Consider the following 12890-nt stretch of genomic DNA (forward strand, 5'->3'; position numbering starts at 1 on the left):
AGGATTATAGACTATTCATGCTAAGCTGCAATACGGGGGCGTGGCCTGAAAGCTGATTTGGTTAATAATGCTTTATTAATGGCAATATGGCAACGTAAACCAGCAAAAGGGCTTATTTGGCATACTGATAGAGGTAGTCAATATTGTTCTGATAGTCATTTAAAAATTATAAAACAACATGGTATCAAACAGAGTATGGGTCGTAAAGGAAATTGCTTGGATAATGCTGTTGCTGAAAGTTTCTTTCATACTATAAAAACAGAATTAATGTATCAATATAAATTTAAAACTAAGGAGGAAGCAAAATATGCCATATTTGAATATATAGAGGTATTTTATAACCGTATCAGAATGTATTCTGCTAACGATTATTTATCACCAGTAAGATATGAAGAGATACAAAATTGCGCTTAAACAACTGTCCGGAAAAGTGTTGACAGGTCATTTTCAAAATTAGCTCCAATAATTAAACAAACTTCAAATATTAAGGACAACAACATTCCTAGGCAAAATTTTTGAGCAGCTCATGGTGACATAGTAAAAGATATAGGTGATAGGAATAGAATAAATAATAATAAAGATTTATTAAAAATAACCGCTAAAACTTCAGATGGAGAAATTGAAGCAACTGAATCTCAATTCGGGACTCCAATCCTCATTTTTCAATTTCATCATGAAATGACTGAGGATAAAGGTCCTAAACTTAATTTTTCTATAGAAGAAATTTTACGAGACCGAAAGATTTTTTCTTTATTTTTAAAATCAGCAGAAATATTTGCTTATAAAAAAGAACTTATTAATGAAATAGGACAATTAAAATTAAATATCAAGCCTTTAGTAAATAAAAATATAAACACTACAAGCTCCGAAGCTTCTTTAAAAAAACATCTTCCTCTCTTTTTAGAAAATGATGAGGTACAAACTCTAGGTGAAAAATATAATTGTAACACATTTGATGGGGCATGATTATTGTATTTATTATGACTATAATGTCATTCCTGCGAAAACAGAAATCCAGGAAAAAAGTATAAATACAGTAAATTTTTGAAATTAAAAGCTTGGCTTATCTCGCTTTATGCGGATTCCTGCTTTCGCAGGAATGACATCGACCACTTATTCTTAAGCCATGAGGGCAAAGCTGATTTAATCGCGGGATCTATTGAGTTATTCCTAATCATTAAAATTATAGCTAATATTTTTTCTAGCAGAACTTATATCTTTTAAACGTTCACAAACCTTTTCAAAAACTTGTTTAGGCAAGATATTTGAAGCATTAATTTGTAAAAACTTATCGTCTTTTAATTTAATCGAAAAAGAAGGTTCTTGGAATTCCGGTCCATCAATTTCTCTAGCAATTTTTATATAATAACCGATTATATGACTATTGTAATAATCACTTTTACTAATCATTTTCTTAGCTGTTTTATTAATCTGCATGTCAGTTTTAGCAGTATAAGTAACTGTAAGGGCAATACCAAGCATTAGACGCTGTCTATGACTAAAAGGAATGTCTGAAGATAATATAAATTCCGAAACAAAATTTGCTCTGAGCGTTTTATCGATATTTTTATTATATTGAGCAAGCATTATAGCAAGTTCAATAATGACAAGCGTCGTGTAGTCAGGGTTGATTAAAAGATAGTGTACAGCTTCTATATATTTATCGATCTTACATATATTTCTATCAAATTTTACTAATCTCTTTACTCGCTCATAGATAATATCTTTTTTTGTTTCATGCAGCGGCAACGAGTCAAATCTTACTCCCTCTTTTAAACCGTAATTTGAGATAATAATTTTTTCCGGTAAAAATACCTTAATCATCGCCTTTATTACTAAAACTGCATTATAATTTATGGCCTTCTGCTCATAATAACTCAGCTTTAATTTATCAATTTGTGATAATTTCTCTAGATATAACTCAAACTCTACGCGATTTATTTCAAAATTATGTAAATTTTTAAGGGGATAATTTATAGACTCCATGTATATACGACTCATTAGACGAAGAGCACCACCGATTAAATATAAATTAGGATAATGTGCAGCTCCAAATTCCTCCTCTAGCATTTTAGTAATCAGTCCAACATCACCGAAATTGCTACTAGCAATAATTTTAGTACCAAGAGGTAGTGATTTTAATTTACCGACCTTTTTATTTTCAATTTGTGCAAGCTCAAGACTTCCGCCGCCAAGATCAGCTACAATACCGAAAGCATCACTAATACCTGAAATTAATCCGGCAGCAGTTAAATAAGCTTCACGTTCACCTGAGATAATTTCAATATCAATATTGAATCTCTTTTTAATTATAGCTTTGAATTCATCTGCTTTAGGATGTCCTCTAAGTATAGCTGTTGCAACACATCTAATATTAGTAACGGACAGTTTGGTAAAAATATGAATAAGATATTGTAGGGATAAATATGTTTGATGTTTTACGTCTAAATTATCTAAGTTAAGTAAATTTGTAAGATAATTTCTAAATTTATAATTAAAAATTTCCGGAGCTCCAAGCTCATCACTTTCATAAACTACAGCTCTTAAAGCATTTGAACCGATATCAATAATAGCTGAACGCATTTTTGGATCTTACTCATTATTTTCCGGAGCAGTTGTTGTTTCAGTCTCTTCAGAAGCCTCATTATTATTTGCCCTAGGATCAAAAGGTACTTGGGTAGGCACAAAGGTCGGCGGTAATAATCTACTAGTAAAAAACTTATCTTCGTAATACTTAATTTTACGAGATTTTATAGGTGGAAAGGATTCTATTAAAACAATTTGCTCATCTCTCGGTAACTGTATTACTTCTTGAGGTAAAAGTAAAGCTCTTTGAACTTGAGAAACGTTTTGGGTTCTAGTAGAAATATTAAGGTCAAAAAATAAAGGTTTACTAAATGATCTTTGTTCTACCGTCTTATTACCGACAAGCTGCGATATTAAATTTGCCGTTTCATAGTTATTAGCAGCAAAAGTAATACGATATGTCGCATTTGATAAGAAAGAATTCATACCGGCGTCTTCATATGTTCCTTTGAGCTGCTGAGTATCCTGAATAATTAAAAATAAGCGAACTCTATAACCTCTAAAATACGCTATACCGGCTTTAAAAGTGTCCATCTTCCCAAGTGTCGGGAACTCATCAAGTAAGAACATTACCCCATGCGGCTCTTCCTTTAAATCCGGCATTTTACGGCTTAAAAATTCTGTCGCCTGCTGATAAAACACCTGCATTAATTTTTGTAAACGCTGTATATTATCGGGTGTTAACCCTACATACACGGTTGTTTTTACTTTTTTAAATTCTTGTACGTTGAAATCAGAAGATGCAGTAGCTGAATCAATTAGGGGATTTGCCCATAATTCAAGAGATGAGTTCATTGTAGATATTACACCTGAACGCTCTTTATCGGCTTTTTGCAGAAATGCAGCAATATTCATATATGCTACGGGATGTATTACACCGCCAAGCGTATCGAGTACGACTGCTAGATTATAAACTACGTCGTCACTTCTCATGGTACGCACTACTTCACCGAAAGATTTAGTTTTAGTAGGATCAGCTATTAAATATAAAGTTACACCTAAAAATAAACTTCGTGCTTCATTATTCCAAAAATCCTTTTCAGGCATTATAAGGTTTGAAATTTTTTGAACGTCATCAACCATCTGCCCAGGCTTAGTACTAACCCAATCAATTGGATTATAACAATGAGTAACACCGTCGGGATTAGAAGGCTCCCATACAAAAACTTTCTGACCTTGTTTCTCACGCCAACCGCTTGTCAAACCGTGATTCTCGAGCTTTATGTCATGTACTACTACCGAATCACTCCAAAACAACAAGTTAGGTATCACAAAACCCACACCTTTACCCGAACCGGTAGGAGCAAATAATAAGGAATGCTGGAACCCGTCGGCAACAAAATATCCACCGGCATCAACACCGATCAGCATACCTTTTTTGGATCTAAGACCTGCGGCCTCTATATCTGACGGATTAGCCCAGCTAGCATTTCCATATACTTTTTCCTGTTGTTCAAAAAATTGTAATGATTTTATTCTTTCAAAGTTTTTAATGTAAGATATTATAACAACAATAGCAGGACTAAGAAGAGATGCAAGTAGTTTCAATTTTAAATAATTATAGTCGGAAATTTTTAACTGTCCCCAAACGTTAATAAGCCAATAAGCCCACTTATAAGCAATATTTATAGCATTTATATCTACACCTAAAACTCCAACCTCATTAGTAAAAATTGCAACAAATGCACCGCTTATCCAAATGGTACAAAAAATAACAACTGGATGAATTATAGCGTGACCAAATATATTTCTAGTAACTTTAAGTATCTTATGCCATTCCATGAATAATATTCCTAGTTTTTACTTATCACTTAATATTGTTAACGTTATTGCATAGAACGATTTTTCCAGCGTCATCCCGTGACTTGATCGCGGGATCTAGTCCTTTTTTTATTTTTTTCTGGATATCATGGTCAAGCCACTGTATGACATCGATCTTGAAACTAACGTCTATACATATTGCATAGAAAACGGTATACGAAGTTTTATTTGGAAAAGAGCAGAGTGTTTCATATTTTTTGATCGCAGCGTAGATAACCTACGTGAGGATCAAAAAATATGAAACACTCTGCTCTTTTCCAAATAAAACGAGTCTACACCATACCTTTAGCGTTCTTATTTTTCTTGTAGTACACTTCCGAAACATATCTTTTCCCGCCACTACCGCGTTTTAACTGCACAACGATATCTACAACGGTTAAAATATACTTCTTTACTTCTTCAGGCGGCATACCGAGATCAGCTTGCATAACCATAAGCTTTAACTGCTCGATTGCCATAGCAGGACTATCGGCATGCAGCGTCGATATTGAACCAGGGTGACCGGTATTAATAGCACGTAAAAAACTAAAAGCTTCTTTGCCTCGAAGCTCACCGACTATAATTCTATCCGGTCTTAAACGTAAACAAGCTTCTATTAAATCTTGGGTAGTAACATTTGCGCGGCCCTGCCCTCCTTTGGAAGCAAGTAAATGCACTCTGTTAGGATGGCTTGATAGTACAACCTCACGAGCATCTTCTACAGTAATTAATCTTTCTATTGATGGTATTTCAGTAAGTGCCGCATTTGTAAAGGTAGTTTTACCGGTTGAAGTACCGCCGCTAATTATGATATTTTTCTTTGAAACAACTGCGTGTCTAATAAATTCTTTAATCTTTTTTTCAGCTAAAAAATCATTTAAAATTATTGCATCTTCATCTACTAAACTCTCTGTTGCAGTTTCATCAAATGCCCCCATTTTAGCGTACTCGTCTAAAGTTAAATTCATACCGCTAGGCTTTCTGATAGAATAAATGATTTGTCCTATCTCACAAGCAGGGGGAAATACTATTTGAATACGGTAGCCATTCGGCAAAGTTGCTGAGAGCAGCGGTTTTTCTTCTGAAATCATCTGTTCGGTAGATTGAGCGACTAAACGCCCTAATGAAAGTAGATGTTCGCTATCCAGCTCCGGTATTTGCTTAGAGTATATATCGCCTTTTTTTTCAACCCATACTTCTCCAGGCTTATTAACCATAATTTCATTAATACCGTCTTCAGCAAATAAATTTTTAAAAGGAAGTAAGAACGTCTCTAAGGCTGCAAATTCTTCATTCATTTCATTACCTGCGATTTTAATAAAACGGCTTTTGGGAATTTATAATCCCTATTAACGTATATTCTAACCGGCGTACCTTGATTAACCGTTGTCGTAGGCTTAAATTGCTGCTGAGTTATCATATTTTGTACAACATTTGTAACATCCGTAAAAGCTTGAGTAGAAGCTTGTTGTGCTTGCGTAGGAGTTGATGCTATAGATGTAGTAGTAAGCAAACTTGAAGCTGCCGTATTAACTGCTTGTACTAAGGTTTGAAGTCTCTGGTCAGCAGTATTCGCTGAAGAAGCAGTTTGCGCTGTTGTACACGCTTGAGTCATAGTAGTATAAGCAGTCGAAGTTTTATCGGTAATAGCAGCAAGTATATTAGTACAAATTGTAACTATTCTAGTATTTGCATCCATACCGGTATTAGCCGCAATAGTTTGAGCAGTATTTAACAATTGTGTGGCTGTAGCACTATTAGTTGCTGCTGCCTGCGAATCTATAGGAGGCGGCACTAACTTATCAAGGACTTTAGCAAGACCTATATTAAAGCCGGATTGTAATACGGCATTTGCAAATTGTTCTTTATATTTATTATCGACTCTTCCTTGTAGTCCCGGTCTACCTAAATTATCAACTACAGGTGAGTCAAATTCTATAGTATAACCGTTAGTTAAATCTATTCTATCCCATATTATAGAAACTCTACCGTAACTGTCTGATGAAGTTGAGGTTGCATATTTACCGAATATTTTTGATCCTTTCGGTATTAATATAACTTTATCTTTCTCAGAAAATACATCTCTACTAATAATGGCCCTTATTTCGCCGCCGAGATCACTATTTATTGCCGTCTCAAGCACTGCATCAATTAATTTACCGCGTCCGAGAACCAACGACATATCACCGCGATCTTTAAATGTCGCTTCTGCCGTAATCTGTTCCGGTGTTTTTTTAGGCTCTACACCACCAACTAACACTATAGCTGATTTTCTTTTTGCTTCACGACGTTGCTTCTCTGCATCACTCTCAACTAGCGTTCCTGAAGTGGAAGGCAATGAAACCGGTGGCAATGGAAGCGTTTTATCTTTATTCTCCTCTACAGGAGTAGTAGGAGGTAAGACCGGTGGAACTTCTACTATCGGAGGCGGCGGCGGTGGGGCTGTAGGCGCCTCAAGCTTAGGTGGATCAGGCAACTTTGGAATCTCCGGAATATTATCATCAACATCCGTGACAGGTTTTACAATATTACTCGGTATCTGAGTCTCTGGTATCTCTTCTTTTTTAGAACCAAAAAAAAGAGTGTAAGAAATATATATAAAGATACCGCAAATTACGACTACTATCACAATACTCTTATTAAAGCTAACTGAAACTTTTGATAATTCCCTTTGTACTTCAGGCGAATCTGCTCCTGATAAAGAACTGATATTATTATTGTTATTTTGCTCTTCAGTCATATATAAAATATATTAGTTAAAGTATTTTTATTGTCGTTGTTGCATGAATTCCAATGTCATTCCCGCGTAGGCGGGAATCCAGCAAAATCTATAAAAAGTTTTATCAAATACGTAACTTCTATATCAATATTGAAGTTATTTTTCTGGATTCCCGCCTACGCGGGAATGACATCCAGTAGGTTTTACCTATCCATGTAACAACACCGGCTTGACCACGGTATGACACAGTACCCTACTAAAATCTTGCCATGTAATTACTATTTTTCTTAGGGTAGTAAAATTTAATTACATATACTAAATCCCTTTCGTTACCCATCATAAGTTCCGTAGAAGCGATATCAAATTCATATGTTCTTTTATTAGTTATAATAGTCATATTTGTGCGAATATCTTTTTCAAGAGGCTTAATAAATAATCTATTTGCCAAAGGAGTTATTTTCCAAGCATAAGCATCTCCAAGAATTATATTTTGGATTTCTTCGTTTTTAGCAAATTCTATATGCGATTGAAAGCCAAAATGCAAAACTAATAAATAGACTTCATTTGGATTATATATATAAGTTTTTATCCTATTATCTTTAGTTATAGATAAATCATCTACATAATTATTATTACTACTATTACATGAATCATCTACAAGTGAACACTCTCGTTGTATTGTAAAGCCGCTTAATAATACAAGAACTAAAAAATAAAATCTAACTATTGTCATCGTCTACCCTATATCCGTTAACTTGAAACCCTACCGGATTTACATCAAATTCTGAATCTGTTAATTGCATAGGTACATAAGCATAACTTACTACCGCTATTTTATTATAAACTAATTGGCTTCCTGATGTTTCATTTACAGAAAATCTGACTATATATTTATCTACTGCGATTTTTGACCATGATTTTATTACTAAAAATGTAGTATTATCTTCTTTATATTTTAAAGTAGGATCAAAATCTTTATTTCTTATATAGCCAAGATAATTATAATAAACACCGCTTGTTGAGAATAATCTTATTGTTGTACGAGCTATCGTTGCAAAATCAACCGGATTATATGTTTCCCGTGCCGTTATATATTTCTTTATAAAATATCTTGTAAGAGACTCATCCGCCGTTAATACCGGTGATGAAATAGGTTCTACCACCGAGGCACGTCCGGTATTACTATTTAGCTGAATAACAAAGGGATCAAATTGTTTAGATTTTACTACAAATGCTATTACTAAAGTTGATATAACCATAAAAATGGTTAGTAGTATTATTAATATGATAAGTAAATTACGTTGAACAATTAACTTATCGGATCGCTCTTCATACCAATTCTGAGTAATTTTTAAAGGATTAGCTGATTTAATACTTTCTTGATTTTGTGTATCTCCTGAACCGCTTTGCGAGTTATTACTTGATTTAAAGAAGCCAAATATATTATTCATATCAAAGGTATTTTTATTATTACATTGTTATTGTGTAAAACTATTGCTTTTATGCTATATTTACTGAATTAACCGGTCTTCTTATACAAGGATTTATGCTTAAACTCAATCCATCATCTATATCAGCAGAAACGCACGGGCTTTTAATTTCATAAGGAGCTGAAGGGGTACATGACAACAATTGAGAAAGCATAATTAATACTAATAAAAACTTTAATGATTTTAACATTCTAATTATACATTATTAAATTATCTTGTTACTATTTTAAAATTACCTTACTATACAATAGTTCACAAGCATTTTTTGAAAAAATCTATTTATAAATATTAAAAAGATTGTAAACTATTATACTCTGAAGTAAATAAAGGGTATTTATACGAAGTTCAACTTGGAAAAGAGCGAGGAGTCTATAAGCCGAGAAGCAGAGCGTATATTTAATACGTGGCTACCTACGGACTTACAAGGACATTGTCACCAGTTTTTAAAGTGGGCGAGTATAATATAATAACTACCATTAATAATTGTTATTGTATAATTTTAATTTATAATTTATTTTAATTTTAAAGTTAAATAATATTTGGTATTGTAGTAGTAATATAAACTTATTTTATAGCTTAAATAACATTAAATTAACAAATCATAATCATATTATAATAATTATGGTAGAGTTATAAAACAAAATAAATTAGCTATCAATCTAGTAATTATGGACCCATTAACCAACGCAATACAAGAATATATAAAATCCGGCGAATATTTTATTGATGCAAGAAAATGGTATAATTTTAAGTATATCTTACCGTTAAGTCATAGAAGTCTTCTACTTTTAATATGCACGATTTTTACCTTATTATTCACTTTAATTTGTATAAATATCGATATATTGCTACCAATAAACGAAAAAGTAAGTTATTTAATAAAAGATAATGCTGAGAAACAAGCTACCGTTACTAATACTAAACATTCATCATTATCAAATCCTTATATTTCTGTTGCAAATATCATGCTTCAGAATTATGTAAAACAACGAGAAGAATATAGTTACGATATATTAAAAGAACAATTTATCTTTATCAAAAATGCTTCTACGAGTATTGTTTATATGCAATTTGCTAATTTTATGAATATTGATAACTCATTATCACCAGTCATAAGATATCAAAAACTATATAGACGCTCAATTAATGTATTATCAATTAACAATATAAACGATAATGGGGCAGTTGTTACTTTTGAGTCATTGGCAAAAAATAGTACGGGTGAAATTTTAGAAAATATGGTATGGGAAGCAAGAATCGGATTTATAATGGATTCTATCAGTACAAGTACATCCCCTGATATGCCGTTCAATTTTACCGTTACTAGTTACAAGCTAAAGTTATTAAGGAATAAAAATCAGAAATAATATGAAGCAACTAATAATATTTTGTACTTTTATAATACTTACATTAGATGTATTTGCTCTTACTATATCACGACCTCTAGGTCGAGACCCGCGCTTAAGAGTTATGACTTATAACCCTGATGATGTCTTTAAGTTTACAGGATATTACGGCTATCAAGCAAGTATAGAACTAGCAAGAGATGAGGAAATAGTAAGTATTTCTATGGGAGATACTACTTCATGGCAAATAGTGCCTGCCGGTCATAGGATTTTTATTAAACCGATGGAACCGGATGCTACTACTAATATGACTTTAATTACCAATAAACGAACTTACTTCTTTGAATTATATGCTGCAGAAACGCTTGATATGCGCGATCCTGAAATGGTCTTTAACGTAAAGTTTCTTTATCCGGATGACGAAAATGATAATATGAGCGGTCATATGCAAACTTTTTCTGCTTCCTTGGCAATCCCCGATCTTACTCATCCTGAAAAATATAACTTTAATTACTATATTAGCGGCAGTGAGGAAATAGCTCCTATTAAAATTTTTGACGACGGCGAGTTTACCTATCTTCAATTTAGGGATAAAAACGCTGAAATTTCCGGTATTTTTGCTGTAGATGATTCACTTCGAGAATCTTTAGTGAATTATCGCCTTGCTCAAGATAATCCTAATATGGTGATCCTTGAACAGGTTTTTCCTAAGCTCGCTGTGCGTAAGGGTAAAAAAGTCACATGTATATTTAATCAGTCTTTCAAAGCATATTAACTGTCATCCCGCGACTTGATCGCAGGATCCAGTCTTTTTTTTATTTTTTTCTGGATACCGTGAACAAGTCACGGTATAACAATGTTATGTCACATTTAATATATTTCTTTACTTTGATTTTACTAACTAACGGTTTGTTTATAATGCTTACATGTCGTAATTATATTCATAAAATTATCGGGCTTGGAATCTTTCAAAGTTCGGTATTAGTATTTTATTTAAGTATCGGAAAAATTAAGACAGGCGGTGTACCTATTTTACAAGATGGGCTAACTACTTACACTAGCCCTTTACCTCATGTATTAATGTTAACTGCTATAGTAGTTGGGTTCGCTACTCTTAGCGTAGCTTTAAGTTTAATATATCAAATTTATAAACATTTTGGTACAATATCGGAAAATGAAATTAATTTTGATAAGTAATTTTTTTAATTATGTTATTCTGGGGTATTGTATGACTTCTATGTCATTCCCGCGAAAGCGGGAATCCAGTAACCTCTATGTCATCCCGCGACTTGATCGCAGGATCCAGTCTTTTTTTTATTTTTTTCTGGATACTGTGAACAAGTCACGGTATGACAATAATTCATTTTTTCTGGATTCCCGCTTTCGCGGGAATGACATAGAGAATTGCAGGAATGATATAAGGATTTACTGCAGCATCGGTTTTGAATAAACTTCCATGATCCTAGCTAACCATTTTCCTATCATACAAATATTATTCCCCTTATTCGGTGCTTTACTCTCAATAATCTCTTTCCGCTTTACTGTCTTGGCACGAGTAATTACCATAGCTTGCATTTTATCTAGCCTTTTGGTCTGTGTTTATGGATATAGCATTATACAAAATACGGAACTATCTTACACCATGGGAGGATGGACTTCAAAAATAGGAATAGAATATCGACTAAATTCACTAAACCAAGCTATTATTATTTATCTTAACTTGGTTTTATTATTCTTTTTAGTTTTTTGTCATAAGATTACCGACAAGACTATTCTAAAATATATCAACAATAATAGAAAATCTTTATTTTATGGTATATTATTATTTACTCATACCGGCTATTTAGGAATGATTAGTACTAATGATTTCTTTAATCTATATGTATTTATAGAAATTTCCGCACTTAGCAGCTATGTCCTGATAGCCTCAGGTAGTAACCCGAAATCTTTAATCGGAGCTTTTGATTATTTAATCATGGGTAGTATCGGTGTAACCCTTATTCTTATAGCCATAGGGTTTTTACTGAGCATTACGGGTAGCTTAAATATGTACGATGTTGCAACTTATCTACAAGAACATCATAATTCCCGTATAATCACTATAGCTATAGGTTTTTTCTTGATAGGTATTATTTTAAAAACCGCTTTCTTCCCTATGCATTTTTGGATGATGAGAGCTTATAGCGCTACTTCTTCGGTTATTTTAGTATATTTGGCCGGGATTTCTACTATAATAGGACTATATATAATATATAAATTTACTTATATCATTATAGGCTATGAGACAATTAAAATTGCTATTACAAATTTTATAAGACCTATTGCTTTAGCTACTCTTATTATAGCCCCGTATTTTGCTTACCAGGCAAAAGATTTCAAGAATATTATAATTTATTCATGTTTCACTCAAATAGGTTACGTATTTCTCTTATATGTTACCGCGAACGGCATAATACTTTTACCAAGCTTATTACTTACGGATAGCATAAATAAAATAGCTCTTTTCTTGATAGATGCTTATAATGAAAGCTATGAAAGAAATCCTAACAAAGTTTTAATAATAATTGTTATTATTTGCAGCTGTGGCTTACCTATCAGCCCATTATTTTTTATCAAAGTAAATATTCTTGAATTACTATTTAGACAAAATCTACTATTAGATTTTATTATAATTCTACTCAGCTCGATAGGATCGTTATTTTACCATTATAAAATGATGAAGGTTACTTTTTGGAAGAATTGATTAACCTAAATATTATGAAATTTTATATTACAAAGAAAATTTTAAAAAAATAAAAACAGCAACTATCGAGCTTCAAAAACTTGCTAAAGAAATTAATTTACAACCTTCTGAGTTTGAAGAGTGGTTAAACTATAGAAATGTAGGAAAAAGGTAAAGAGGGTGCTGTTGCTCGGCTTGAAAAACCTACCCGGTGTCATACCGTGGCT

General features: G+C 32.8%; 13 protein-coding genes. 6 read left to right on the forward strand and 7 right to left on the reverse strand.

The features are described 5' to 3' along the window. Positions 1-57 precede the first annotated feature (57 nt). A complete protein-coding gene (locus AAGD46_RS05880) occupies positions 58-414 on the forward strand; it encodes an IS3 family transposase (RefSeq protein ID WP_341786905.1) in 357 nt (118 codons plus the stop codon). A gap of 264 nt (positions 415-678) precedes the next feature. Then, positions 679-966 (forward strand): hypothetical protein, encoded by a 288-nt coding sequence (locus tag AAGD46_RS05885; protein WP_341786906.1) that lies wholly within the window; start codon positions 679-681, stop codon positions 964-966. A gap of 204 nt (positions 967-1170) precedes the next feature. Here the strand turns inward: AAGD46_RS05885 and AAGD46_RS05890 are convergent, their stop codons facing one another. The 7 genes from AAGD46_RS05890 to AAGD46_RS05920 all read right to left on the reverse strand — a co-directional run bounded on the left by AAGD46_RS05890 (position 1171) and on the right by AAGD46_RS05920 (position 8785). Beyond that, complete coding sequence (locus tag AAGD46_RS05890; protein WP_341786907.1) at positions 1171-2583, reverse strand: Ppx/GppA phosphatase family protein; 1413 nt, start codon at positions 2581-2583, stop codon at positions 1171-1173. A gap of 9 nt (positions 2584-2592) precedes the next feature. Continuing rightward, positions 2593-4368: a type IV secretory system conjugative DNA transfer family protein gene (locus AAGD46_RS05895; protein ID WP_341786908.1), complete on the reverse strand. Its 1776-nt coding sequence runs from the start codon at positions 4366-4368 to the stop codon at positions 2593-2595. Positions 4369-4679: 311 nt separating this feature from the next. Beyond that, complete coding sequence (virB11, locus tag AAGD46_RS05900; protein WP_341786910.1) at positions 4680-5684, reverse strand: P-type DNA transfer ATPase VirB11; 1005 nt, start codon at positions 5682-5684, stop codon at positions 4680-4682. After that, a complete protein-coding gene (locus AAGD46_RS05905; RefSeq protein WP_341786911.1) occupies positions 5681-7126 on the reverse strand; it encodes a TrbI/VirB10 family protein in 1446 nt (481 codons plus the stop codon). Before AAGD46_RS05905 ends, virB11 begins: the two co-directional genes overlap by 4 nt. A 235-nt stretch (positions 7127-7361) precedes the next feature. Continuing rightward, on the reverse strand, positions 7362-7838 hold the full coding sequence (locus tag AAGD46_RS05910) for a TrbG/VirB9 family P-type conjugative transfer protein (RefSeq protein ID WP_341786912.1): 477 nt from the start codon (positions 7836-7838) through the stop codon (positions 7362-7364). Continuing rightward, positions 7825-8556 (reverse strand): virB8 family protein, encoded by a 732-nt coding sequence (locus AAGD46_RS05915; protein WP_341786913.1) that lies wholly within the window; start codon positions 8554-8556, stop codon positions 7825-7827. The genes AAGD46_RS05910 and AAGD46_RS05915 overlap by 14 nt, the downstream gene beginning before the upstream one ends. A gap of 49 nt (positions 8557-8605) precedes the next feature. Then, positions 8606-8785, reverse strand: a complete 180-nt coding sequence (locus AAGD46_RS05920; RefSeq protein ID WP_341786914.1) for a DUF2706 domain-containing protein — start codon at positions 8783-8785, stop codon at positions 8606-8608. Between the two features lie 478 nt (positions 8786-9263). Here AAGD46_RS05920 and AAGD46_RS05930 point away from each other — a divergent pair, with 478 nt between their 5' ends. The 4 genes from AAGD46_RS05930 (at position 9264) to AAGD46_RS05945 (ending at position 12684) form a co-directional block, all read left to right on the forward strand. Continuing rightward, positions 9264-9962, forward strand: a complete 699-nt coding sequence (locus tag AAGD46_RS05930) for a virB8 family protein (protein WP_341786916.1) — start codon at positions 9264-9266, stop codon at positions 9960-9962. 1 nt (position 9963) lies between these two features. Continuing rightward, complete coding sequence (gene virB9 / locus AAGD46_RS05935; protein WP_341786917.1) at positions 9964-10716, forward strand: P-type conjugative transfer protein VirB9; 753 nt, start codon at positions 9964-9966, stop codon at positions 10714-10716. A gap of 86 nt (positions 10717-10802) precedes the next feature. Next, on the forward strand, positions 10803-11138 hold the full coding sequence (locus AAGD46_RS05940; RefSeq protein ID WP_341786918.1) for a Na+/H+ antiporter subunit C: 336 nt from the start codon (positions 10803-10805) through the stop codon (positions 11136-11138). Positions 11139-11397: 259 nt separating this feature from the next. Further along, positions 11398-12684, forward strand: coding sequence for a proton-conducting transporter membrane subunit (locus tag AAGD46_RS05945; RefSeq protein WP_341786920.1), 1287 nt, complete (start codon positions 11398-11400; stop codon positions 12682-12684). The last annotated feature ends 206 nt before the right edge of the window (positions 12685-12890 follow it).

The organism is Rickettsia endosymbiont of Cantharis rufa, from assembly GCF_964026445.1.
GTDB lineage: Bacteria > Pseudomonadota > Alphaproteobacteria > Rickettsiales > Rickettsiaceae > Rickettsia.